This window comes from Synergistetes bacterium HGW-Synergistetes-1, from assembly GCA_002839185.1.
Taxonomy (GTDB): Bacteria; Synergistota; Synergistia; order Synergistales; family Synergistaceae; genus Caenicola.
Map to the genome: position 1 here is coordinate 88,276 of PGXO01000005.1, position 25,322 is coordinate 113,597.

Annotated in this window: 25 protein-coding genes; 8 read left to right on the forward strand and 17 right to left on the reverse strand. The window is 46.2% G+C overall.

Annotation, left to right across the window (positions count from 1 at the left end; all coding sequences use genetic code 11):
- Positions 1-80: 80 nt before the first annotated feature.
- On the reverse strand, positions 81-1,256 hold the full coding sequence (locus CVV54_05665; protein PKL04364.1) for a hypothetical protein: 1,176 nt from the start codon (positions 1,254-1,256) through the stop codon (positions 81-83).
- A 151-nt stretch (positions 1,257-1,407) separates the two neighbouring features.
- Between CVV54_05665 and CVV54_05670 the strand changes: the two genes are divergently transcribed.
- The 5 genes from CVV54_05670 (at position 1,408) to CVV54_05690 (ending at position 5,357) form a co-directional block, all read left to right on the forward strand.
- A complete protein-coding gene (locus CVV54_05670) occupies positions 1,408-2,697 on the forward strand; it encodes a beta-aspartyl-peptidase (protein ID PKL04365.1) in 1,290 nt (429 codons plus the stop codon).
- A 15-nt stretch (positions 2,698-2,712) separates the two neighbouring features.
- A complete protein-coding gene (locus tag CVV54_05675) occupies positions 2,713-4,023 on the forward strand; it encodes a glycine/betaine/sarcosine/D-proline family reductase selenoprotein B (protein PKL04366.1) in 1,311 nt (436 codons plus the stop codon).
- 73 nt (positions 4,024-4,096) lie between these two features.
- Positions 4,097-4,489 (forward strand): hypothetical protein, encoded by a 393-nt coding sequence (locus tag CVV54_05680; protein ID PKL04367.1) that lies wholly within the window; start codon positions 4,097-4,099, stop codon positions 4,487-4,489.
- Positions 4,490-4,583: 94 nt separating this feature from the next.
- Positions 4,584-4,907: a thiol reductase thioredoxin gene (locus tag CVV54_05685; protein ID PKL04368.1), complete on the forward strand. Its 324-nt coding sequence runs from the start codon at positions 4,584-4,586 to the stop codon at positions 4,905-4,907.
- A 57-nt stretch (positions 4,908-4,964) separates the two neighbouring features.
- The gene (locus CVV54_05690; GenBank protein ID PKL04369.1) at positions 4,965-5,357 is read left to right on the forward strand and encodes a glycine/sarcosine/betaine reductase complex selenoprotein A; all 393 of its coding nucleotides are present in this window, start codon (positions 4,965-4,967) and stop codon (positions 5,355-5,357) included.
- A gap of 41 nt (positions 5,358-5,398) precedes the next feature.
- Here the strand turns inward: CVV54_05690 and CVV54_05695 are convergent, their stop codons facing one another.
- The 6 genes from CVV54_05695 to CVV54_05720 all read right to left on the reverse strand — a co-directional run bounded on the left by CVV54_05695 (position 5,399) and on the right by CVV54_05720 (position 9,806).
- The gene (locus tag CVV54_05695; GenBank protein ID PKL04370.1) at positions 5,399-6,013 is read right to left on the reverse strand and encodes a hypothetical protein; all 615 of its coding nucleotides are present in this window, start codon (positions 6,011-6,013) and stop codon (positions 5,399-5,401) included.
- 57 nt (positions 6,014-6,070) lie between these two features.
- Positions 6,071-6,547 carry a hypothetical protein gene (locus CVV54_05700; GenBank protein PKL04371.1) on the reverse strand — a complete coding sequence of 159 codons (477 nt, stop codon included), beginning with the start codon at positions 6,545-6,547 and terminating at the stop codon, positions 6,071-6,073.
- Between the two features lie 4 nt (positions 6,548-6,551).
- Complete coding sequence (locus CVV54_05705; GenBank protein PKL04372.1) at positions 6,552-6,989, reverse strand: acyl-CoA thioesterase; 438 nt, start codon at positions 6,987-6,989, stop codon at positions 6,552-6,554.
- Positions 6,990-7,071: 82 nt separating this feature from the next.
- Positions 7,072-7,839, reverse strand: a complete 768-nt coding sequence (locus CVV54_05710) for a hypothetical protein (protein PKL04373.1) — start codon at positions 7,837-7,839, stop codon at positions 7,072-7,074.
- Positions 7,840-7,911: 72 nt separating this feature from the next.
- Positions 7,912-8,994: a hypothetical protein gene (locus CVV54_05715; GenBank protein ID PKL04374.1), complete on the reverse strand. Its 1,083-nt coding sequence runs from the start codon at positions 8,992-8,994 to the stop codon at positions 7,912-7,914.
- The gene (locus CVV54_05720; GenBank protein PKL04375.1) at positions 8,982-9,806 is read right to left on the reverse strand and encodes a nitroreductase; all 825 of its coding nucleotides are present in this window, start codon (positions 9,804-9,806) and stop codon (positions 8,982-8,984) included. The genes CVV54_05715 and CVV54_05720 overlap by 13 nt, the downstream gene beginning before the upstream one ends.
- A 223-nt stretch (positions 9,807-10,029) precedes the next feature.
- Between CVV54_05720 and CVV54_05725 the strand changes: the two genes are divergently transcribed.
- On the forward strand, positions 10,030-11,604 hold the full coding sequence (locus tag CVV54_05725) for a hypothetical protein (protein ID PKL04376.1): 1,575 nt from the start codon (positions 10,030-10,032) through the stop codon (positions 11,602-11,604).
- Between the two features lie 77 nt (positions 11,605-11,681).
- Here the strand turns inward: CVV54_05725 and CVV54_05730 are convergent, their stop codons facing one another.
- The 6 genes from CVV54_05730 to CVV54_05755 form a co-directional block, all read right to left on the reverse strand.
- Positions 11,682-13,076: a dipeptidase PepV gene (locus CVV54_05730; GenBank protein ID PKL04377.1), complete on the reverse strand. Its 1,395-nt coding sequence runs from the start codon at positions 13,074-13,076 to the stop codon at positions 11,682-11,684.
- A gap of 69 nt (positions 13,077-13,145) precedes the next feature.
- A complete protein-coding gene (locus CVV54_05735) occupies positions 13,146-14,342 on the reverse strand; it encodes a hypothetical protein (protein PKL04378.1) in 1,197 nt (398 codons plus the stop codon).
- Positions 14,343-14,400: 58 nt separating this feature from the next.
- A complete protein-coding gene (locus CVV54_05740) occupies positions 14,401-15,495 on the reverse strand; it encodes a dipeptide epimerase (protein ID PKL04379.1) in 1,095 nt (364 codons plus the stop codon).
- 240 nt (positions 15,496-15,735) lie between these two features.
- Entirely contained in the window at positions 15,736-16,068 is a 333-nt protein-coding gene (locus CVV54_05745; protein PKL04380.1) for a hypothetical protein, read from the reverse strand.
- An 83-nt stretch (positions 16,069-16,151) separates the two neighbouring features.
- A complete protein-coding gene (locus CVV54_05750; GenBank protein PKL04550.1) occupies positions 16,152-17,489 on the reverse strand; it encodes a DNA recombination protein RmuC in 1,338 nt (445 codons plus the stop codon).
- A gap of 142 nt (positions 17,490-17,631) precedes the next feature.
- The gene (locus CVV54_05755; protein ID PKL04381.1) at positions 17,632-18,588 is read right to left on the reverse strand and encodes a hypothetical protein; all 957 of its coding nucleotides are present in this window, start codon (positions 18,586-18,588) and stop codon (positions 17,632-17,634) included.
- Positions 18,589-18,831: 243 nt separating this feature from the next.
- Between CVV54_05755 and CVV54_05760 the strand changes: the two genes are divergently transcribed.
- Complete coding sequence (locus CVV54_05760) at positions 18,832-20,442, forward strand: phosphoglucomutase, alpha-D-glucose phosphate-specific (GenBank protein ID PKL04382.1); 1,611 nt, start codon at positions 18,832-18,834, stop codon at positions 20,440-20,442.
- 106 nt (positions 20,443-20,548) lie between these two features.
- Here the strand turns inward: CVV54_05760 and CVV54_05765 are convergent, their stop codons facing one another.
- The 4 genes from CVV54_05765 to CVV54_05780 all read right to left on the reverse strand — a co-directional run bounded on the left by CVV54_05765 (position 20,549) and on the right by CVV54_05780 (position 24,272).
- Positions 20,549-22,147, reverse strand: coding sequence for a hydroxylamine reductase (locus CVV54_05765; protein PKL04383.1), 1,599 nt, complete (start codon positions 22,145-22,147; stop codon positions 20,549-20,551).
- Between the two features lie 56 nt (positions 22,148-22,203).
- Complete coding sequence (locus CVV54_05770) at positions 22,204-22,941, reverse strand: 4Fe-4S ferredoxin (protein PKL04384.1); 738 nt, start codon at positions 22,939-22,941, stop codon at positions 22,204-22,206.
- Between the two features lie 34 nt (positions 22,942-22,975).
- Positions 22,976-23,374, reverse strand: coding sequence for an Rrf2 family transcriptional regulator (locus tag CVV54_05775; protein ID PKL04385.1), 399 nt, complete (start codon positions 23,372-23,374; stop codon positions 22,976-22,978).
- Between the two features lie 208 nt (positions 23,375-23,582).
- The gene (locus CVV54_05780; GenBank protein ID PKL04386.1) at positions 23,583-24,272 is read right to left on the reverse strand and encodes an aspartate racemase; all 690 of its coding nucleotides are present in this window, start codon (positions 24,270-24,272) and stop codon (positions 23,583-23,585) included.
- 135 nt (positions 24,273-24,407) lie between these two features.
- Here CVV54_05780 and CVV54_05785 point away from each other — a divergent pair, with 135 nt between their 5' ends.
- Positions 24,408-25,241 (forward strand): aminotransferase IV, encoded by an 834-nt coding sequence (locus CVV54_05785; GenBank protein ID PKL04387.1) that lies wholly within the window; start codon positions 24,408-24,410, stop codon positions 25,239-25,241.
- The last annotated feature ends 81 nt before the right edge of the window (positions 25,242-25,322 follow it).

The following is a 25,322-nucleotide window of genomic DNA, read 5'->3' on the forward strand; positions in this document are numbered from 1 at the left end:
GAAACAAATTATACATCAGGGTATTATATACTCCCGCCAATTGCAGGGCAATCTTTAGCTGACTCCCAGTCCGGCAGCACTTAATTTCTTTTATCAGATACTGAACCTTTCGAAATATCGGATATCACAAACGCCGCCCATAATTCAAATGCGTCCTTAAAATTCCAGGGATCCTTTCCGGTAAGCGAACGAATTTTTTTCAGCCTGTACTGCAGGCTGTTCCTGTGCATAGAAAGTTTGTCCGCCACGTTGCCACTGGCAAAGGGAGATTCGCACCATGCAAGAAAGGTCTCTTTTATTTCCTCATAATCATTCCTGGAATCCAGCCCTTTGAGCGTCCTTGAAACATAATCCTCCCTCACTGCGGCAGGAAGTGAATCAAGCAAGGACTCTCCTGTGAACTCCTCAGATCTGATTATTCCATTAACACCAAGCTGCTTTGCAAGCCTTAGGGATTTCCTTGCAGAGAGAAGAGAGCGGGCCAGTCCCTGGATGTCAAATGCAAAAAAACCAATAGAGACATCAGCATATATCCCCTTGCATTTTATGCTTTCAAGAAAATCATTTAAAAGTGTTTCCGCTGCCTCGTAAATTTTTTCCGGAGCCCTCTCTGAACTGGGCGCCAGCAGTACAGTCACCCTGTAATTTTCCTGCGGGCAAATAACGTTCCTGGGATTTGAAAAGCTGGTTTTCGTTTCCCGAAGCATCCTCTGAAAGGCAGATTCGGCAGCTTCATTTGACCATTTTTTCATCTCTATCACTATTGCGGCTCTGCACCTTGACAGGTTAAAACCGAGTTCCTTTGCCTGCATCATGATAAACTCTTCGTTACCGTTTCTGGGGTCGTAAGAGGCGACGTTCTCTATAAGATCACGAAGCGCTCTCTCCCTGAGGAGGTTGGACTCGAGAAATGCCTGCTCACGCAGCATGATCTCTGCCTGTTTCTGGACCAGCAGACCATATCTGGCCACTTCTTCCGGGAGACCTGCTATCGAAACGGACCCGAGCACATTGTCAAAAAGCTGAATGGGAAGGGTATATCCCGGAAGTACGTTCAGGTAATTCTCCGCGTCAAGGGTAGATGTTGCCATTGGCCTGTTTTCCTGCATTACCCTTATCGAAGGCGGGTGAAATTCTCCAACTCTTTTTTCCTCGTTGCATCCGATAATAACTCCCTTTTCATCTGTTACAAGGACCCCATATCCGATAACTTCACTGGTGCTTTTGGCAATATTCTGGGCCATTTTTTTAAACAACCGTTCCACCCCATCTTTTTATTCATGAGCATAGTTTTAAGGTAAATATTAGATAAATGTATATTCTAAAGCATAATGCTTTTAACAGTAAAAAGCAATTAGAATTCAATTATGCGGCATGATACAGAGAATAATAAAGGGGGAATTTTAAATGCGGCTGGAACTGCACAAGATACACATCACCGGCCTTGCTTTCGCCGATAAGACATACACGTCCGGCGGAACTCTTTTTATCAACAAAGATAAGGCTGAGGCAGTCATAGCAGAAGACAAACGTTTTGCTAAAGTTGAACTGGACCTGGCATGTCCGGGAGAAAGCACACGCATCATACCTGTCAAGGACGTTATCGAACCCCGAGTTAAGATCGGCAGGAACTCTTACTTTCCAGGGTTTTTTGCGCCTATGGAAAAAGCAGGATCAGGAGAGACCCTTGTCCTTGACGGGGCTGCGGTGGTCACCTGCGGTCCTATAGTTGCATTCCAGGAAGGATTCATAGACATGAGCGGGCCCGGAGCGCCTTATACTCCGTTCTCGCAGACATTTAATGTAGTCCTCTACGTTGAACCTGCAGAAAATCTTGAGAAGCATCTCTATGAGGCCGCACTCCGCGAAGCCGGACTTAAGCTCGCAGTCTACCTTGCAAAGTGCAGTGCGGAGAACGAATGGAAAGCTGATGAAGTCCAGGTCTTCGAAAAGGGGAACTCTTTCGAGGAGACACAAAAATATCCCGATCTGCCAAAGATCGTATATGTCTGCATGAATATAACGCAGGGTCTGCTTCACGACACATACCTTTATGCGAACGACCTGAAGCCGGCTCTGCCGACACTCCTTCACCCCAACGAAGTACTTGACGGAGCCATGGTCTCAGGAAACTGCGTATCAGCATGCGACAAAAATACTACATGGCACCATCTCCACAATCCTATTGTCCAGGCTCTTTACGCGAGACACGGCAAAGAAATCAACTTTATGGGAATGATCCCCACCCAGGAAAGCACTGTTATGGACGGCAAACTAAGGGCGGCAGCCATGAACCTTTCGATAGCACAGCAGCTTGGAGCCGACGGAGCGATAATATCAGAGGAAGGGTACGGAAACCCTGACACAGACCTCTGCCTGAATGCCAGATTCTTTGAGAACGCTGGGATCAAAGCTGTCCTTGTCTCCGATGAATCAGCGGGAACTGACGGAGCAAGCCAGAGTCTTGCGGATGCAACACCGGAACTTGATGCTTTCATCTCCACAGGAAACGTTAATGAGATGATAGAAGTGCCGGCTATGGACAAAGTTATCGGCTGTAAAGAAGCAATATCTCTTCTTTCAGGTGGTGCTGAAGAGAGCCTGAGAAGTGACGGTTCAATGTTCGTAGAGCTTCAGTCGGTTATTGCTTCAACTGCAGAGATCGGTTTCAACAAACTTGGCTGCGAGTGGATCTAAAAGGAGGCGGCTGAAATGACATACAGGATAGTTCATTACATAAACCAATTTTACGCCGGAATAGGCGGAGAAGAGATGGCAGACCACAAACCGGAACTTAGGGAAGGTTATGTCGGTCCCGGAATGCAGATCGAGAAACTCTTCAACGGAGAAGGCAAAGTCGTAGGAACTGTAATATGCGGAGACGGATATTACGGCGAGCATACCGATCAGGCAAGGATCGAATGCCTTGAGTTGATAAAGGGGCTACAGCCGGACATCCTCTTTGCAGGTCCTGCCTTCAACGCAGGAAGGTACGGCTTCGCCTGCGGAGATATTGCCGCAACGGTTGGGGAAGAACTCAATATCCCTACGGTATCGGCAATGTATCCCGAAAACCCCGGAGTTGAACTTTACTCGAAGAAAACTTACATAGCAATAACAACTGACAGCGCCAGAGGCATGGCAAAAGCAATTCCATCCATGGTCAGCATCGGGGAAAAACTGCTCAAGCGCGAGAAGATGGGACCAGCAAGGCTGGAAGGCTACATCCACCGCGGCATAAGAAAATCATTCTTCCATGAAAAGAGCGGCGCAGAGAGAGCTGTTGAAATGCTGCTCGCAAAACTCAAAGGAGAAGGATTCCGTACAGAGTACGAGATGCCTGTCTTCAACAAGATCCCGCCTGCAGCTCCTGTAAGTGACCTCAGTAAAGCAACGATCGCGCTTGTATCTTCGGGCGGCATAGTCCCCAAGGGGAACCCGGACCATATAAGAGTTTCATCTGCAGAAAGTTTCGGAGCTTATGACATTTCTGAGCTCAAGAATATGACACCGGAAAATTACGAGTCTATCCACGGAGGATATGACAGAGAGTGGGCAAACGTTGACCCGGATGTCGTCCTTCCCCTCGATGTAATGCGCGAGCTGGAGGCTGAAGGAGTTATCGGAAAGATCCATCCGATTTTCTACACTACGACGGGAACGGGAACAGCCGTTGCAAACGCGGAAAGATTTGGCAAGGAAATTGGCGAAGAGCTTAAAAAAGCAGGGGTAGACGCGGCAATACTGACATCTACCTGAGGAACCTGCACACGATGCGGCGCATCGATGACCCGCGAGATCGAAAGAGTAGCAGGTATACCAGTTGTGCAGATAGCAACGATAGTCCCGATAATGCTCACTGTCGGCACAAACAGGATAGTTCCTGGAGTAGCGATACCTCATCCGACCGGCAACCCTGCACTGGGTCCGGAAGGCGATAAAGCAGTCAGGAGAGAGCTGCTGCTCCGCTCTTTCAAGGCATTGACGACACCTGTAACAGAGCAGACTATTTTTGAAAAATGATTTTTCAGGCAGGCTGTGATAAATGTGACAAAGATCACAGCCTGCCTTTTTATAATTTGAGGAGAGATCGGAAATGGCGGGAAAGATACTTCAGATAGTGACGAACAACCCTGATATCTACTGGAGCCCTGAGATGCCTTACGGTGTAGTCTTTACAGAGGGCTCTCCCCTGGATGTGCTGGATAAGACTGAGGAACTTCTTCAGCATGGATGGCGTCTTCTTTCTGCACCACTACCTCCCAATGTCCCGATAATGCGCGGCCCTTACAGGTCGCTCGTGATCGAGGAATCTGAGTCAAAGTACGATAAGGACGGAATAATCGCGATCGAGAAAGCAAGGGACAGATATTTGATAGAAAGACAGAAGAACTGCGCTGAACCTCAGGAAGATTTTGCTCTTATTGACAGGCAGATGCTTCAAAGAGCTTTAAGGGATATTTCCATCCTGAACAGTATTTCTTCATAGTTTTTCACTGTCAGGGCTTATATTTAATCACAACAAGTGATACCATAAGCAGGACAGGTTTTCAGGCATATAGTATTTCAGGAGGCGATTCCAAATGATCGAATTGACAAAGGAAAATTGTGACGCTGAGGTACGCGAAGAGAAAGTGCTCCCGGTAGTTGTGGATTTCTGGGGACCTCAGTGCGTCCCGTGCATGGGACTTATGCCCCATTACATGGAAATGGCAAAAGAATTTGAGGGCAAGGCCAAGTTCACAAAGGTAGACTGCTCTGTAAACAAGAGAGTTGCAATGGGGTTCCGGGTAATGGGTCTTCCCACATTCCTTTTCTGGAAAGACGGGGTCGAAGTAAGGCGCCTGACCAAAGAAGAGTGTACACCCGAAACGATCAGGGCAGAGATAGAAAAACTCATCGCATAGGCTTCAACGTCCATCCCGGACGCGCAAAAAAATATAAACCTAAGGAGGTGTTCAGCCATGGGCAAACTGGCAGGTAAGAAACTTCTCCTCCTGGGAGAAAGGGACGGCGTCCCTGGACCGGCCATGGAGGCATGTCTGAAAGAAAGCGGAGCTGAGATAGTATTTTCTGCTACCGAATGCTTCGTCTGAACCGCAGCAGGGGCAATGGACCTGCAGAACCAGCAGCGCATCGTTGATGCGGCTGAAAAGTATGGAGCCGAGAACTGTGTAGTGATACTGGGTTCTTCGGATGCGGAAGGCGCAGAGATCTACGCCGAGACCGTAACGAACGGCGATCCTACTTTTGCAGGACCACTTGCAGGAGTCCCGTTGGGACTCGCGGTATACCACGTGTTTGATGAAGAGATCCGTTCTGAATGCAATGAAATTAAAAGGACCGCGGAGCCCTGATTTTCAGGCTCCCCGGTCCTTTTATAGATGTATCCGGATTTTTATGCTTTAAGCAAACTTAGTTTTTTTCTGCTTTCACTGTTCTGGAGCAGTCCCATAGCAACATTGAGTACATGGATGTTGTCTACCCAGAGAAAAGAAGACCCGGACAATAATTTTCCCGGTTCATCTCTCTTTGCAAAGCAGAGGCTCCCGTTTACTATCCCCCACTGAAGATCTGACCATGGGTAAAAATCCTGTTTTTCCGTCGAAAAGGCCGATTTTGTATTAACTGTGATACCCTCATCTTCAACCAGGATGTTTGCAAAAGGATACTTCTTTCCTTCAGCAAGGCCCTCCATCATTTCAGAAAAAAGGCGCCTTCCCACTGCTTTCCAGTACTTGTCGGTAAGATGCTCATAAAAATCTTTTTGTTTTGTTTTTATCGTGTATTCTTTGTCAGATGTGCCAAAGACTGCAACATATACCCGTTTGGGGAAGACTCCTCCCCTCCTGAGATCTACTCCCCATCTGAGCCGTGTAATATTTTTCATGGGGATCAGTTCTCCACACCAGTAAAAGCCTTTGGGTGTTATCTCCAGAGTCCTTTTAAAAGGCCACATACCAAAGGAACATCTAAAATCTATTTCATAATGCCATGATTTATTCTTTTCCAAAAAAAGCACATCCTAAATAATATAATATGTTAAGTTGGACAATTATACATCGAGTTTTCAGTTGATCGTGTCCCTTATTGTCACACACCCTGCCCCCGAGACAACAACATAAAGAGTTTTGCCTTCATTTGGCGGCTCCGGTTTGACGTCTACTGTAAGAGCCGGGGTGAGTGAGCTCCATTCTCCGTCAAATATACGTGGTTTTGAAAGATCTCCGGTCTGGGGAAATATCCTGACCCTTGATGTAAAATAAGTTTCCATCTTACCATGCTGTGTGCCATCCTGCCATAAAAGCCTGAATGATGTGTTTCTTGTCCCTTCTTCAGACATTGAAAGTTTGAAACTGCATTCCTCGAACTGCGCCCTTGACATGCGGTCTGTCAGCCATAAGGCGAAATTGTCAGCCTCTTCCCTGATCAATTTGTTTCCATCCTTAACATCGGAAAACATAAAAGAGGAACTTGCCGCGATCACACCAATGATCAGCATCACTACAAGAAGTTCTATTAATGAAAAACCTCTCCTGTTTCTGATCTTACTATTCTTCCGATGGTTTCAGCCGCTCTTGGGAGATCAGCCAGTTATAAAAGGGATGTTCTTTTTTGTAGAGCCGTCCATCACAGTTCGTACAACCATGTTTTGTCCAGCCCTCTGCAATGAGTTTGTAATCAGAAGCCTTCAACAGCCTGTATTCGAATGTCACGCTGTAAATTTTCACATCTGTTATCCTGCACCAGAGCTGTATCTGGTCATCATACCTTGCAGGATGTTTGTATCGGCAGTGGCTTTCGACGACAGGAAGGATCAGACCATCCTCTTCCCATTTTGAATAGGGGATGCCCGTCAGACGGCAAAACTCTGTTCTGGCTACCTCGAACCAGTCAAGGTAGTTCGCGTAATAAACGACTCCCATCTGGTCAGTTTCGCTGTACCTCACCCTTATCGTAGTCGCAAGCGTGTAGTCTTTTTGTGTCATTGCAATACCCCCTGAATTCCTGATGGCATCAGATCGATCCAGAACTGAAATAATATCTGTACAAACATTATAAGGTATAAATTTAAAGGACTGCTCCCCTCTTATGCAGAATATATTTTTCTCTGTCAGCAGGGCTGATGCCCCTAAAGGGGACTTCCAGGCCTACTCCGGGCGGACACAGGTCATAACCGTCAAAGAATGTGTTAATCGTACCGCGTCCTCCTGTAATAGATGAAAACCTGGCAGGAAAATCTATCCCTTCAGCAACAGGATACCTTCCTTCCATAACAGCTGTTCCTTTTCTGATCAACGGGGAATTAAAAGTTCCCCTCATTCCGATTATTTCACCGATGACCTTTCCTGATTTTTCCTCAGGGTAGGTTATCCTAAACCTGTTGATAGGCTCCATCAGATCTGTTCCGGCATTCGTCAGGGCATCCATTATTCCGATCGGAGTTGCCATGATAAAATCCATAGGATGAGTATGGACAACATGATGTTCCCCATCGACCAGGGTGATCTTAAGGTCTGTTACCTGCCATCCTTTTGGCCCCTGCCGAAGGGCCACAGGGATCGTCTGCTCAACCTGAAGTTGATACTTTGTATAAATTTTCTCGTTACGGACCCTGCTCTCAAAGACCACTCCCGAGCCTGTTTCAAGAGGTTCGATCTCGAAACGAAGAACAGCCCAGCATGGTTTTGGCATCGTATACTCGACATATCCCGATCCTTTGCGAGAAGGCCTTTCTTTATATATGACCTGCGGAGACCCGATAACTGCATCGATAGAAGATCTTTCTTTCAGAAGTGCTTCTATCACCTCGATCTGGAGCCTTCCTGACACGGACAATATCAGTTCTCCCGTGCTTTGTTCCCAGATGACATCAATAAGAGGGTCTTCAGCGCTGATCTGATCTACTGCTTAAATAAGAGCGGGGTAATCTTTTTCGGATCGCGGTATGACTCTGACTCTCATCGAAGGGCATGCTATGTTTATCTCATCCCTGACATTGGAGTAGCTGCCAAGGACATCTCCGTTTCGTGAATTAGAAAGTCCGTAGATCGCCGCTATCTCTCCGGCGGAAGCTTCGCCTGTGTCGATCTCTTTCGCACCTGTTACTTTTTTTATCTGTACTGCCTTATCATAACTGTGATTGCTTGCGTTATATATCAGGTCCCTGTTCTTGATACTGCCGGAAAAAAGCCTGGCATAGGCAACACGCCCCATCTGTGGATCATGTTTCATTTTAAAAATGACCGCAGATAGGCTGCTCCCTCTATCCACTATCTTCTTTTTATGGGCAAGAAATTCGATCAGATCCAGAAATTCCTCTACTCCCTCTCCGATAAGTGCCGCACCCGCAACAAAGGGGAATACCTTCCTCTGGGAGAAAGAACTCTCATATGATTCGAGAAGCTCTTCTTCCGATATCGACCCAGGACCTTGTTCGACATATTTTTCAAGCAGATCATCATTTACACCGCAAAGTACTTCAGTGATACTTTCTTTTTCCTTAGTGAAAGAAGGTATCAGTACAGCACCAAAAGAATCCCCGATTTCTTTAATGACACTCCTGACGTCAGATCCTTCCCTGTCTCTTTTGTTGATAAAAAACATAACAGGAACTCCTGAAGAACGAAGAGCCTCCCATAACACCTCTGTCTGGGGCTGTACTCCCTCTACCGCAGAAACCACTATGGCCGCGGCATCCATAGCTCGTATCGACCTTTGGACTTCTGACGAGAAATCACTGTGTCCCGGGGTATCGATTATGTTGACAGGCTGGCCTTTCCACAAGAGATAGGCTGAAGCAGCCCTTACAGAGATGCCCCTTCGCTTTTCTATCTCCATGAAATCAGTATGGGCGTTTCCTTCGTCAACACGCCCTATTTTTTTAATAGAACCGGATATGTAGAGCATCTGTTCAGTCAGGGTAGTTTTCCCTGCGTCAACATGGGCAAGAAGCCCGATGTTCCAGGGTTCTATCGCTTTTATTTGATCCATGAAATATTCAGCGGTTTTCTTATCGGATATTGTCTGGCAGGCCTGAGCAGCGGGTAACCAAACATCTGTGCGCCGCAGACATGTTCATCAGAGCCTATGGCAAGATACTCTCTTAATCCTTCAAAATTCCTTATTGCTGCAGTGAGAAAACCTCCCCAGCAGGCCCCGATGCCAAGGGCATGCGCTGCCAGTTCAAAGTATGTAAGAGCTATAGAAGCATCTTCCGGCCACATATGGGCCTTTGGCACTACCGCAACGGCAACATGAGGCGCGCCACGTAATAGGGCATCTTCCCCAGCTTTGGCCTTTGCTATCATAGATGCTCCGATAAGCGAGATCCTGGAGGTCGGGTCCTTGAATATTTCTTCTCTCATCCAGCAAAGGATAAGATTCGTTATCTCCTGCGTTTTTTCAGGATCTGCAGATACTACCCATCTCACCGGCTGCTGGTTTGATGCAGTTGGAGCAAATTTTACGACATCAAAAATCTGATCAAATAACTCCTGAGAAAGGGGGGCTTTTTTGAAACGCCTGATGCTTCTCCTTGTTTTTATGAAATTCATTGCTTCTTGTGCTGATGGCATTTTGAGACCTGAAACTGCCACCATTTCTTCATTTTTCAGGAAAGAAAGAGAATTGGCGCTTTCCGGGCAAAAGAGTGCGCAATGACCGCACTCAATGCAGTTCGCTGAAGCCTTTATCTCCATCTCCGGAAGACCGGTCTCCCCAAACTTAACTATACCTGCTGGGCACGCTTTTACACAAATTCCGCATCTGGTGCATTTTGTAGGATCTACTATCATTGACCACATTGATATTCCTCCCTGTGTTAGAAAAACTCATAGACAGATATTATTATATCAACATGGCACAATTAGTTGGGAATTGGCAAAAATAACGAACTTTTTATAAAAATTAAATTGCAATGAGTGAGATCAGCCATCCGCTTTCAAAAAAATGAATGAGCCGCAAGTATGTTGCGTACTGGCAGATTCAGCATGAATACTAAATGAAACAAATAAATTATGTTCTATAATGCATAATCAGATCATACAAAACCGGAATGGAGACAGAAAAATGAAAAAGCTGTTTTTGATCATTATCTTATTGTTGCTGGTTATTCCATCAGCAGCCTCAGCCTCCGACTTGATTCCGCCCTACCACTGGACTTACCATTCTCTTGAGATCCTCTCCAATAAAGACCTGATCAAAGAAAAGATCATACCGGGTGAAAGCACTTACACAAAGGAACAGGCGGCAAAGATGATCATCGAAGCTATGAAAAAAATCAGGACTGACCCATCGTTATTGGGAGATGATGAACTTAGCAGCATGAGACAGCTCATAAACGGATACAGGAACGAGCTTGAAACAGAAGGCCAGGATCATGACAAAATCAGGACTGAGCTTGAGGATATGGCCCTTTCTGCCGGTCTTTCTGCAATGGAAATACCAGTCACTTCAGGCTCAAAAGAGAGACCTCTCAATTTACAGGCTGTAAGATCGGTAAATAAATTCACTTTCGACATTTACAGATATTTCGCATCAAAGAACAGGAGTGGTCTCTTCATATCCCCATACAGCATTTCTTCTGCGCTTTCAATGACTTACGCGGGAGCGGAAGGCAAAACAGCAAGAGAAATGGAGAGCGTACTCCATCTTGACCCGGGAATTCACCGAAGCATGGCCGCACTGATTAATGACATAAACTCAGTTCCAAGTGAGACAGCAACTGTTAAAACTGCCAATGCCCTTTGGCCTGCCAAAGATGAACACCTGCTTGACAGTTACACAGGCAAGGTAAGCCGCTTCTACGAAGCCTCACTGACCCCTCTGGATTACAGGAAGAAAACAGAAGAGGCAAGGGAGACTATAAACAGATGGGTGGATAAGGAGACAGAGGGGAAAATAACAAACCTCGTCGGAGAGGGTATCCTGAAAAAAGACACCTCTCTGGTACTGACTAACACGATCTATTTTAAATCTGAATGGATGAACAAGTTTGATATACAGAATTCCCGGGCAATGCCTTTTCACATAAGCCCATCTGAATCTGTTCCCACTGTTATGATGGCCAAGACTGACAAAGGGATCAGATACTCTAAAGAGAGCGACCTGGAAATAGCTGAGATACCATACAGCAACAACAGGTTTTCAATGCTGATACTTCTGCCACTCAAAGGGGTAAAACTGGAGAATATAGAAAAAAAACTTGACCATCTGAAATTCACAGAATGGACTGCTCTTATGTCTCCCAAAAAAGTCAGGCTGACTATCCCCAAATTTAAGACAGAACAGAGTTTCGAGCTTGACGATGCACTGAAAGAAATGGGGATGGCAAGCGCGTTTAAAGCTACAGAAGCAGATTTTTCAGGAATGAACGGAAAGAAAAATCTCTATATCGGGGCAGCGATCCACAGGACATTCCTTGACGTCGGAGAAGACGGCACAGAGGCCGCAGCAGCAACAGCTGTAATAATGACCAAGACATCTGTGATGCATGATCCTGAGGAAACAATCGAATTCAAGGCAGACAGACCATTTATTTATATGATCAGAGACAACCAGACCGGAACCATTTTATTCATAGGCCGCTATACAAAGCCATAAATTTTTTATGATCCGTTGCTGCCTTGGCGACGTTTCTACAAAGATCCCGGCAGCAACGGTTTTTACAATATCCCTGTCTAAACTGCAAGAAGCATGATCGCTTCAGCGTATATGTGAGTTATCTTTCGAAGATTTTCAAGGGTTACGTGTTCGTCAGGCTGGTGGATAACATCAGGTTCACCGGGAAATACGGGACCAAAAGATACTGAGTTCGGAAGATACCTGCAGTACGTCCCCCCGCCGATACTTAATGGTTCTGCTGTTGATCCGGTGACTTTCTTATAAGCCTCGAGAAGTTTTTTTATCAGTGGGCTTGAAGGATCGACAAATAGCGGCTTCTTGTCCCTGTCGACAAAAAACTTCGCGCCAAGCTTCTCCGCTGATTTTTTAAAATCTTCTGCAAGCTCTGCCCCTGACAGCGTCACAGGGTAACGGAGGTCAAAACTTAGTCTGCACACCCCGTTATCCAGCTTTATCATGGCAGTGTTGAAGGTAAGTGATCCTGAGACCTCGTCCTTTCTTGCAAGTCCGAGTCCTGCGCCGTCAGTGTCCTTAAAGCTTTCAGCTGCCTGACGCACGAAATCTGATAATTCACGAGGCTCCCAGTCAAAGGATGAAAGTGCTTTAAGAAGCAATTCAACTGCATTTGTTCCCAGCTCCGGCGACATTGCATGAGCCGATACTCCTTTTGCCCTTATTATGGTTTTTCCATCTGTGCCTCCGATAATGACGCCCTCCGCAGACCTCAGTTTCCTTATGATATTTTCTTCAAAGAGGCCGTCAAAAACCGCCTCGGCAGAGTCCGGTACAACATTATATCTTTCTCCTCCTTTGATGGAAAGAATGCGCGGGGCAGAGCCTTTTCCCGTATTTGAGAACTTTTTTTCCATCCAGCAGTGAAATATTCCCTTTTCAGCGTTGATCAACGGGAAGTTGGCATCAGGAGAAAAGCTTGAACCGGGAATTTCTTCCGTTTCGAGGTATCTGGCAATACATCTTCCGCCGCTTTCCTCGTCCAGTCCTACTATCAGCCTGATCCGGCACTCAAGTTTGAAACCGGAGTCACGCAGTGCCTTCATTGCATAAAGCACCGAAAATGCCGGTCCCTTGTCATCAAGAGACCCTCTGCCGTAGAGCCTTCCTTCAACCACTTTGCCGCTGTAGGGGGGAACGCTCCATGCCGCGGTCTCTCCCTCCGGGACTACATCAAGGTGGGCAAGTATCCCCACTAGTTTTTCTCCGCTGCCCATTTCAGCGTACCCGGCATAATTTGAAATATTGGCGGTCATGAAACCAAGTTTTTCAGCGCACTTTAGGAAGCCTTCAAGGGCTTCTGATATTTCCGGGCCAAACGGGTGCTCCACGGAGACGAGCGATTCGTCATAAACACTTCGGATCATAAGGGATGACTGCAAGTCCTTCAGCAAGTCTTCAAAATCGTCATCAATGATCTTATGCATCAAATTTTCCATACACAACCCGCCTTCTTAAGGGAGAGCAGCTGTCGTGTCGGCCGCTCTCCCTCTGTATTTGAATAATTATCAGACTCCCGCGATCATTGAGAGTATTTTTGCTACAGTAAGACCGCCAAATGTTCCAAGGACATACCCCATCAAAGCCATCAGAACTCCAACGGGGACAAGTGTCTCTTTGTAAGCTGCGGCAATTATAGGTGCAGCTGCTACAGCGCCTATGTTTGCAAGGCTTGCCACTGCACATGTAAAGAGGTCCAGCTTGAACAGTTTGGCAAGCAGAGCCATTAAGGCTGCATGGATCGCAAGTATCACAAATCCGGCAAAGAGATAGTATGGAGCATCTGTAAGTTCTTTGAACGAGGCTCTGGAAGCTATCAGGCATATTATTACATAAAGCATCGTCATAGAAACAGGTGAGGATCCCGGGACTTTGCCAAGAGGAGTAAGGGCACATATAACACCAGCGACGGTGGCAAGTACTATCGTAACAGTGTTAGCAGAATAGAAATCGCTCTTTCCGAATGTTTCGGCAAGCATAGGGGATAATATTGAGGCAAGCCAGCTTGAAAGCGCCGAAACGAGAATGCCGGCTCCGATAAGTAGACATAGGTCACTCGTTTCCATTTTTGTTCTCGCATTATCGTCGCCCTGTGACAAGGTTTCGCCTATTGAATCGATAAGGGTAGTGTCGCTCTTCGTCCAGCGGTTGAAAATATAGGCATAGGGAACCGTCGCAAGCAGCATTATTACCCAGATAGAGTAATTTACATTGTCTACAAGCAACGTGTAACCCATGGCTGAATCGTTGATGCCAAGCGCCCCCTGAATGGCGACCATGTTTGCTGTTCCCCCGATCCAGCTGCCCGCAAGTGCTCCCCATGTCTTCCAGGCTTCGGGAGGAAAACCATTCTTCATAAGGGCAAACATTACTACGAACCCAACCATGATGGTAAAGGTTGCACAGAAAAATCCGAGAAGCATTCTTGGTCCAAGCTTGAGGATCTTCCTTATGTCACAGCGCAGGAGCATTATAAAGATCATGGCGGGTATGAGGTTGCCCCTTACAGCTCTGTAAGTTGCCTTGATCGAATCATTGTTCTCCCAAAGGTCAAAAGTAGCAAATAGCATGCACATAACGTAAAGGATGACGGGTGTTGGCACATATTTGAAGAAAGTGGTATCTTTGTACTTCCGCTCGAGGGAAGATACGATACCGGCAAAACATACAAGGAATGCCAGATATGCAAAGCCATTGGTTATCATATAAAAAACCTCCTCATAATAATATATTTATTCCTATTAAATAACAAAAAATTAATCACTAATTGAACCACTGCAGACCGGGAATTTCCTCTACTCCAAATCCCGGATCTTCGGTCAGCAGGATCCTCGGACCGCCGTCAAAGATCGGACCGCCCTTGACCGGATCTGTACTGCATAAGACCGGACCGTCCAGATCGACCCTGGTTATACAGCTGTAAGCAGAAGCCAGATGGACAGCAGCGGCGCAGGAGACCTTGCCTTCGAGCATACAGCCTATCATTACCTCTGCTCCCATAGCCTGTGAGAGTGCGATGATCTGTCGTGCGTTCCTTATTCCTCCGCACTTCATAAGCTTGATGTTGACCATATCCGCTGCACGGCGCCTAAGTATCTCCATTGCGTCACGCGCCGACCAGCAGCTTTCGTCAGCTGCGACAGGCACCGGAGAATTTGCTGTTACATGCGCAAGCCCATCCAGGTCGCCGGCCTTTACGGGCTGCTCAACAAGCTCAAGGTCAAAACCGGCATCCTGCATCCGGTTAAGGATCCTTACTGCCTCATTTGGCTTCCAGCCCTGATTGGCATCGATCCTGATCTTTACTCCGCTGCCAACCGCATCGCGTATCGCCTTCAGACGCAGAAAATCGATCTCTGGGTCAATTCCTACTTTTGTTTTTATGATCCTGAAACCGTCCTTAAACGCTCTCCTGGAGTCCTCAGCCATTTCTTCAGGGCTGTTGACGCTTATTGTGACATCTGTTTCAACTGCTTTTCCACTTCCCCCGAAAAGCCTCCATACAGGCTGTTTCACAGACCTCGCCCAGATGTCATGGAGTGCGATGTCGATCGAAGCTTTGGCACTGGTGTTCCTTATCAGGGAAGCGTCAAGGATGTCAAGGCACTGCTCCAGGTCGGATGCGTCGATTCCCGTCATTACAGGTCTTATCATTTCATCTATTGCGCCCCTGATCGATCCGACAGTATCTCCTGTCACTTTTCCAGTTGGGGGTGCCGAACCCCATCCGGAAATTCCGCAATCAGTATCTATCCTTACTATCACATCGGTCATTTCATCGACTGTCCTGACCGCAGTTTTAAAGGGTACTTTGAGCGGAGTTCTGAGAACTCCGGTCTTTATACCGGTTATTTTCATAATTCCTCACCTCTTTTCCTGCATGGATCTTTCTTAAAAAAAGATGTTTCCATCATCAATCCCCCTCTTTCTTCTTTTTTAGGTTTCAGTGTTGATAATTCACAGCAGCTGGTCCAATGTGCTGCAGCAGATAGAAACAAAAAAGCACCTCTCGGCATCTGATAAACAGATGTCCAAAAGGTGCTGGATCTTCTCCCCATTGCTGTAAACGTATAGCTTACAGGCGGGTGGACAAGGCAGCTATTCCGTTATTATTATTCCTTTGTTCCACGATCTGTACTTTTTCACTGCATCTTTGTATGCAACCTGGATCGCTTTCTGGGACGAACCCAGATAGGTATGATCTATTTTTTCTATTATCACTGGGTCTACCTCGGCTAGCGACCTGCCAAGAAAAATATCTTTTATGAACTTATTCGTCAGCTTCAGTACTACTGAAGCTTCGAGATCCAATATCTCACCTGACTCGCCGTCTGCAATGAAAGTGATGAAAAACTGTGAAAACTGGTGTGTTATCGGGTTTCCCATCTGAGATTTCGCATTTCCGATAATACATAACCTCTCCCGTTCCATAACTCCACCCCTAACGGTCGATTATTATTATATATATAAGATCAAGCACAAGCAATACGACAGTTCAATAAAGAACTAAAATTTTATTCAGATATTTCGCAATTATCGGACATGTTTTCTCCGGCCTCAAGGGGGATGCCTTCGACTGTCCTTAATGTTTTTTTTATAGCTCTGGTCCTGACTTCTGCATTCTCGAGCTCTTTTCCGGCCTGTTCAATCTTTTGCCTTGTCTTTTCGAGAACTGAACCAAATTTATCAAATTCTGTCTTGACCTTTCCAAGAAGGATCCAAACCTCGCTTGAACGCTTTTCTATCGCAAGGGTACGGAATCCCATCTGGAGGCTGTTAAGCAGGGCGGCAATCGTGGTAGGTCCAGCAGGTACAACTCTGTATTCACGGGATAGGATATCGCACAGTCCGTCTATCCTGAGTATTTCTGCATAAAGTCCCTCGACCGGAAGATAAAGTATGCCAAAATCTGTCGTGTACGGAGGCTCCAGGTATTTATCCCTAATCGTTCTGGCCTCTTCTATTACACGGTTCTTAAGGGCTTTCTGGGCATCCGCAAGTGCCTGGGCATCTACGCTTTCAGAAGCTGTCACCAGCCTCTGGTAGTCCTCAAGAGGGAACTTCGAGTCTATTGGAAGCCAAACAGGCAATGCTGAGTCGTTAGCTCCAGGAAGGGATATCGCAAACTCCACCCTTTCACCGCAGTTGGGTTTCGTTGCAACGTTTTCTGCATACTGGTCCTTTGTGAGTATTTGTTCAAGAAGTGCACGAAGCTGGGTCTCTCCCCAGGTACCCCTGACTTTGACGTTGGACAGAACTTTTTTGAGGTCTCCCACGTCAGCTGTGAGGGCCTTCATCTCCCCAAGTCCCTTATGTACCAGCTCTAGCCTCTCGGATACCGTTGAGAAAGCCTCTCCAAGTCTTTTTTCAAGTGTCGAGTGGAGCTGTTCGTCAACTGTGGCTCGCATCTTTTCAAGTTTTTCCTCGTTGTTTTTATGGATCTCCTGGAGTTTAGCCTCGACTGTGCCTCTTATGGCTTCAAGTTTTTCCTCGTTAAGACGGCTGATGTTCGTAAGCTGCAGTGAAAAAGCTTCAAGGCTTTCCCTTTGCAGGTCACCTATCTCTTTGATCCTCTTTGACTGAGCTTCCCCAAAAGAGATAAGGCCTCTGGACTGCTCCTCACGTCCCGCCCTGGCTTCATCCCTTTGTTCTTTTCTCATAGAGATAAATTCAGAGTTGATGTCGCGTTCAGTATCCTCAAGCTTTTCTTCAATATTCTGCAGCCTCATAAGAAGTTCCCTTGAGACCTGCTCCATTGCAGCGCTGTTCTCCTTGAGCCTTGCCACCGATGCTATTATGTACGCGGCAACAAGAAGGGCCGCGACCGCGATTCCTATTATCAAATGCATTATGCGTGCACCTCTCCTTCCTTTCAAAACACTATTATAAGCTAAAACAAGAGAGGCTTGAAAAAGAAAAATTTGAACTGTAAAACCCCCGGACCTGCAGGTCCGGGGGCAAATTTATTGCTGGTCAGACATTCTCCGGTTAAGGCTATTTCTTCCTGTAAAGGATTATGGGAAGCCCAAGAAGAGCAAGCATCAGAGGAAGACCTGTGCTGCATCCGCCTGATGAACCTGACGGTGTGGGTGTTTCTTCGTTGCCCAAACTCACAGGGTCTCTCAGTTCATTGTTCTTATTGCCGTCGAATATAAATAATACTCCCGATACATCTTCTTCTGAGTCTTCGCTTATAACGAAATCTTTGTTAATAACGAATGGCTGTCCGTCTTCAGGAGCTTCATCCAGCAATATATACCTGATTCCAACAGTCAAGGTCTCCGCTACATCATCAACCTCGAATTCTATGAAACTTGGCAAGGAATCAGGGTATTCTGATTTTACAAATTCTACGATGTCCTTGGGGTCTATCGCCGGATCCGCACCGTCAAATATTTTAAAATAGGTGAATTCGTCAAAAAACGTTATCTGTGCATCAATTGGGTCTGCTGCAAAGAGTGCATCGGCATCAGCCTGTGGGACGCCCTGCTCAACCAAAAATTCCTTTGAAAGGGTCATTTCAAGCGTAGCAACTGTTGCAGCCGTCTTGTTTTCTGGAATCACTCCAAGGTACAGTCCAAGATGGTAACCGGCCGCTCCCAGGAAGGTATCAAAATCCACAGCTGCTTCAGCGGCATCTTCTGCCCAGTTGGCACCTGAATTATCCGTATCAATATCTCCATAAGATATACCCGGGATTCCACCCTTAACAAACTGCAATTCTTTTCCTATGGCCTCATGCAGGGCATCGATATCCCCTGTTATTTCGCCAAACTTAAGACCAATTCCGATCCCATCAGGTATAACTGCGGTTGCGAGTTCGTCTTCGACAGCTTGGTTCACCACTTCCATATTATCTTCCGTATAGGTTGCAGCTGCTTCTGCCAAAGAGGGGCTTGCTAAAATAAACAACAATAGAAAAATTGTAAAAAAAAGTTGCACTTTTCTCATATATTATCACTCCCTCTGAAAATATTTTCATGCGTTACCATGTTTTTATTCTAACATTACAATATGTTTTTGTAACTACAGTTATTACGTACTTGGTTAATGTTTTTAAAGTTATTTTAATATTTTTTTAATTAATATTAATTTTAAATTATCAGTATTTTCTGTCATTTTTGTCATCGCAAACGTTCAGGACTATCTTTGCTCCTTCTTTGCGACTAAAATATCGACTAAGAGGTGATGTTCATGTCAAAAAGAGAGGTAACAAACATACCGCGGCTTATTTCTTCATACTATACTGAACATCCGGACCCGGCTGACCTATCAAACAGGGTATCATTCGGAACATCAGGACACAGAGGATCTTCATTTAAAAGGAGCTTTAACGAAGATCACGTAATTGCAATCTCACAGTCGATATCAGAGTACAGAAAAATTAATGGCATAGGTGGACCTCTATTTATAGGAATGGACACACACGCTCTTTCCGAGCCTGCTCTAAGGACCAGCGTTGAAGTCTTTGCTGCAAATGGAGTCCTTGTCCGGATCCAGGACGGCTTAGGATATACGCCTACGCCGGTAATTTCACATGCCATACTCTCCTGGAACAGCGGTTCCGGGGCTCCGGCCGCTGACGGTGTAGTAATTACTCCTTCACACAATCCCCCGGAAGACGGAGGCTTTAAATACAACCCTCCCTCAGGAGGCCCTGCAAACACTGACATTACTTCATTGATCGAAAAAAGGGCTAACGAGATACTTGCCGGGGGACTTAAAGATGTGAAACGTATAGATTTTAACAAAGCACTTTCCTCTGACAATGTTCTGTCGATCGACTACATCATTCTCTACGTCAAAGCTCTTGAAGAGATTATTGACATCGAGGCTATCCGCAGCTCAGGACTGAAGATGGCAGCAGATCCGATGGGAGGTTCAGGAGTGCACTTCTGGGAACCAATAGCCGAGATATGGGGATTGGATATCGATGTGATCAACAAGGATGTCGACCCCACATTTTCCTTTATGCCGCTTGACCACGACGGCAAAATCCGCATGGACTGCTCTTCCCCATATGCGATGGCAGGTTTGGTATCGCTGAAAAACAACTATGACATAGCATTCGGTAATGATCCGGACTATGACCGCCATGGGATAGTAACAAAGGAGGGGCTTATGCCCCCAAACGCATATCTGGCAGCAGCAATAGAGTATCTTTTTACTCACCGACCGGACTGGAACAATAATTGTATGGCAGGCAAAACTCTTGTCTCAAGCTCAATAATCGACAAAGCTGTAAATTCGATCGGCCGGAAACTCTACGAAGTTCCGGTAGGCTTCAAATGGTTCGTCGACGGTCTGAAGTCCGGCATGCTGGGCTTTGGAGGAGAAGAGAGTGCCGGTGCGACGTTCCTGAAAAAAGACGGAACAGTCTGGACAACAGACAAGGACGGTTTCGTAATGGACCTCCTGGCTGCTGAAATTACAGCCGTTACAGGTAAAAACCCCGCTGAACATTACAGAAGACTTACTGAAAAATTCGGACATTCCTATTATTCACGAAAAGACGCACCTGCTTCACATGAGGAAAAAAGTAAACTGAAAAAACTGTCACCGTCAGATGTTACAGCAAATACTCTGGCAGGAGAAAAGATAACTGCAAAAATGACAGCTGCTCCCGGAAATGGTGCCCCAATAGACGGACTTAAAGTTACTACTGAAAACGGCTGGTTTGCAGCCAGGCCTTCAGGAACAGAGGAGATCTACAAGATCTACGCTGAAAGCCTTGTGAGCAGTGAACACCTTGACGCTATAAACAATGAGGCAAAAGAAATTGTATCGAAGGCCATCGCAGGATAATATTTAAGGTCAATAAGATGTATCTGAGAAAATACAACTGACCCGCTGATGGCGGGTCAGTTGTGAATTTAAGTTAGTTTTTTGATCTGGTTTCTGACTTCTGACTCTAGCCAAGAATAGCCTTGAGGTCCCCTTCGGCTGTTCCGATCGGCTTGATTCCGAAATTCTGTACAAGAACGTCAAGGACTGCCGGGCCGACAAATGCGGGAAGCGTGGGGCCGAGCCTTATGTTCTTTATTCCCAGATGGAGAAGGGTCAGGAGAATACATACCGCCTTCTGCTCGTACCAGGAAAGGATCAGTGAAAGCGGAAGTCCGTTGACATCAGTCTTGAATACATCCGCAAGAGCCACAGCGATCTTTATTGCAGAATAGGCATCATTGCACTGTCCGCAGTCAAGAAGGCGGGGTATGCCTTCGATATCTCCGAATTCAAGCTTGTTAAAGCGGAATTTGCCGCATGCAAGCGTGAGGATGACAGTATCCTTAGGTGCTTTCTCGGCAAACTCAGTGTAGTAGTTGCGTCCTGACTTTGCACCGTCGCATCCTCCGACAAGGAAGAAGTGGCGGATCTTTCCTGCATTGACAAGTTCCACAACTTTGCCTGCGGCACCAAGGACTGAATTGCGGGCAAACCCTATCATGATCCTCTTTTCAGGGGCATCTTCCGTGAATCCGGGAGCCTCAAGCGCTGCCTTTATCACAGGAGCGAAATCCCTGTTCTCAACGTGTACTGCTCCGGGCCACTGCACAAGTCCACATGTGAAGATCCTTGCCATGTAACTCTCCCTGGGCTTCTGGATGCAGTTGGTCGTCATAAGGATCGCACCGGGGAATTCGTCGAATTCCTTCTGCTGATCCTGCCATGCTCCGCCGTAGTTGCCAACGAGATGGGGGTATTTCTTCAACTCGGGATAAGCGTTGCAGGGAAGCATCTCACCGTGCGTATAGACGTTGATACCCTTACCCTCTGTCTGCTTAAGCAACTCTTCAAGATCGCCAAGGTCGTGTCCTGAGACAAGGATAGCTTTGCCCTTCACGGGGGTCACTCTGACCATAGTAGGTTCGGGATGTCCGTATGTTCCGGTATTGGCTGCATCAAGCATTTCCATCACTCTGAGATTGACTTCGCCAATTTTGAGGTTGAGCGCAAGCATTGAATCAACTGTAATATTCTCGTTTAGGAGTTCTGACATTGCTTCCAGGAAGAACTTGTTGACTTCCCTGTCCTTCTGGCCAAGGATCCATGCGTGGTCGGCATAAGCGGCGACGCCCTTAAGTCCGTATACGGCAAGCCATTTGAGGCCGCCAAGGTCTGCGCCGTACTTGTCGATGTCGGCCTGGGGTGAGTACTCTTGTCCCTCTTCGACCAATTCGTCGGTCGTAGGATCTTCTGAAGCTCCACATCCGCAGCAGCATGAGCATCCGCCGGCAAACTCGTCTGTTGCCTTTCTTGTATTTCTGACCATCTCTGCAAGAGTTTCGGGATCGAAGTTTACATTTGTTACTGTCGTAAATAAATTTTCGATGACCATCTTGGACACTTCGTCGGAACTGTCTCCTGATTCAAGGGCTGCTTTTGAAAGAACCATCGTCTCATAAAGAAGAAGGTCCTGAAGTGCTGCTGTCTGCGGATCTTTGCCGCATACTCCCATTGCTGTGCATCCTGTACCCTTTGCTGCCTGTTCACACTGATAACAAAACATCGAAGTCACTCTCCTTAATTATTCTGCCGATATCCCGGCGATGTAAAATAAATTCCCTAGTTCGGGAATATCTGCCTTACCTCAAGAAACTTGCCTGTCATCGAAAGTTTTATCAGTTTCAAAGTCACAGCTTCGCCTGATTTCTTTACTGCTGTATCGACAAGTTTTACAAGTCCGCCGCAGCAGGGAACTTCCATATATGCCACATCGATCTCCTCGATATCGTTCAGTTTTATGATCTGTGCAAGTTTTTCAATATATGGTTCCACTTCGTCCAGTTTTGGACATCCAACGAGGCACACTTTACCGGGAAGAAGGTCCCTGTGGAAGTTAGGACATGCAAATGCCGTGCAGTCAGCAGCAATAAGAAGCTTCGCACCTTCGAGATATGGCGCCTCGACCGGTACGAGAGAGAGCTGGACAGGCCAGTTGCGAAGCTCTGACTCCTGTCTGCAAGAAGTTTTCTCCTCTTTCTGTACAGGCTTGTCGGACTTTAGTTCCTTCGCCATGCTTCCGGGGCATCCACAAGGGAGCGTTCCGCTGCAGGGCTCTTTCTTTCTGGCTGCCATCCTTGACTTTACAGATGCTTCGTCGTAGGCAGCCGCTTCTCTCATTTCAAAAGATATAGCACCCTGGGGACATTCTCCAATACAGTCTCCGAGACCGTCACAGTAGCTGTCGCTTATTAATTTAGCCTTGCCGTTCTCGATAACTATCGCGCCTTCGTGGCAAGCATCAGCGCAAAGTCCGCATCCGTCACATTTTTCTTCATCAATTTTGATTATCTTTCTCATTGATCTGCCCCTCCTGTAAAGTTTTTTTATTTGTTTAAAATTCAGCCAATGTTTTCGATCCAAGCCACTCTTTTGCTTCTTTTGTCATCTTTACAAGGAAATCCCCGAATATGCATCCCTCACGAGAGCAGTTGCTTTTCCCAAAAACACAATCCGAATTTTCCAGCGGTCCCTCTATCGCTTCTACGATATCCAAAAAGCTTATTTCTTTTGGTTTTTTTGCAAGGACCGCACCGCCGCCAGGGCCTCTTGTTGTACTGATAAGTCCTGTGTGAGCCAATCTCAGTATCACCTTGGCAAGATGTGCTTCCGACACGCATATCGTCTCTGCCATTTCCCTTATAGATATCCTTTCGCCATCTTTCTGCCCTATCAGGACCATGGCATGAAGTCCTATATATGTCGCCTCGCTAAAACCAGCTACTTTTGCCATGCTTAACCACCAACCTTAATTAAGGTATTAAAATACCTTAATATCTTAATTCAAATATTATATGTTTTGCTTTCTTGTTCAATCAGTATAATTACTTATTCAATGAAAAAGGAGTTTTTTGGCAAATCTATGGGCAGGCAATGTAATAATTATAGAGAAGAGATTATCATTGAGGCACAGACATATCTGTGCCTCAGTGATATAGGGTTTAATCAGCAAGGATTTTTATACAAGCCTCAGCAAGTGCGTCAAGGCTTGAAATGTTTTTATCCTTTGGAAGATCCGATGCATCGTAGGCGAGTGGCAACTCTGTGCATGCGGTTATTATCGGCAGGTCTTCGATGGACCAGAGTTTTTTGACGGCATCTTCGATACACCTTACAGCCATTTCCATATTTCCGGATTTCACGTAGATTATGGTCTCCTGTATCCTATTCTGAACATCCTCCGGCGGGATCACGAGCCGATAGTTCCGATCGGCAGCAACCTTCTGATATAGACCCGATCTGGCAGTACCTATTGTCGATATAATCCAGGCGCCTTCAGGTGAGCTTTTTATCGAGGCATCTACTGTAGCTTCAATTATGTGCACCAACGGCACTTTTATCTCATTCCTGAATCTGTCTATAAAATAGTGCGCGGTGTTGCAGGGGACAGCAAGAATATCTGCTCCCCATCCGACAAGTTTTTCCATGTTTTGTCTTATGTATGGCTCAGGGTCCTCTCCCTGGCCTTCAATTGCGCTCCCTCTGTCGGGCATCTTAGGATCTGATATCATGTATACGACAGGATGGTCCTGATCTTTTTCGGCAGGATATTTTTCGGCAAGGATCTTTAAAAATTCCGCCGAAGCGGCAGGCCCCATGCCTCCCAGGACACCCAATATCTTTTCTGACATTCAAAACACTCCCTAAAAAAATTGATTTGCTGAATTATAGCCCTCACTATTTTCGATTGCAATTTATTTCGTTGAGTGATAATGTTCCTTAGTTGGAAGTATGCCGGTATACATGTTATGAAAGGATTGGTGTTTATGTCTATTTGCTTCTACAGGGGTTCGTTCATGCCATTGGAGGAATGCAGTATTCCTGTGACGGACCTGGCTATCCTTCGAGGGATAGGTGTTTTTGATTCTATAAGAACATACGGGAAAAAGATATTCGCCCTGGGCGAGCATATCGATCGACTGAGTGAAAGCGCCAAAAGGTGCGGCATAGAAGCGGAAGCAATAATCAACGAACTTCCTGATATCATCAGAAAAGGCGTTGACCACGATTCCCTCCCTAATAAAGACTTGGTGATAAAACCTTACATAACAGGCGGAAGGATAAATGATCACGGACACTTCCCCGATCCGGATTTCTTTGTGATATTCGAAGAAGCACATGTTCTGACTCAGGAGGAGCTGAACAAAGGCGTAGCTCTGAGGCCGGTCTACACACAGAGACCTTTTCCTGAGGCTAAGAGCACCAATTACCTTACAGGATACGTGCCTATGATGGGAGCCAAATCAAACGAATTTGAGGCACTCTACATAGTCAACGGAGAGATAACGGAATCCACTGCAAGCAGTTTCTTCCTGTGCAAAGAGGGCAGGATAATTACAGCTCCGGTCGGAAAAGTCCTCAGGGGGATAACGAGGGAAATACTGATAACCCTCCTAAAGGAAAACAACTTCGCAATCGAGGAAAGGTGTCCTCTTGAGAGCGAACTTTCGCAGGCGGGAGAAGCATTCATCTCTGGCTCTATCAAAGAGATACTTCCTGTAATAAGGGTCGGCGATCAGACCATCGGGAACGGATATCCCGGACCTGTTTCAAAACACGTACATAAGCTTTTTCTCTCAAATCTTGAGAGATGGATGTAAAAAGATTCAGAGGCGAAAACAATAAGGTTTCGCCTCTGAATCTTAATATATTATCAATATCACTCATTACCGTGAAAGATG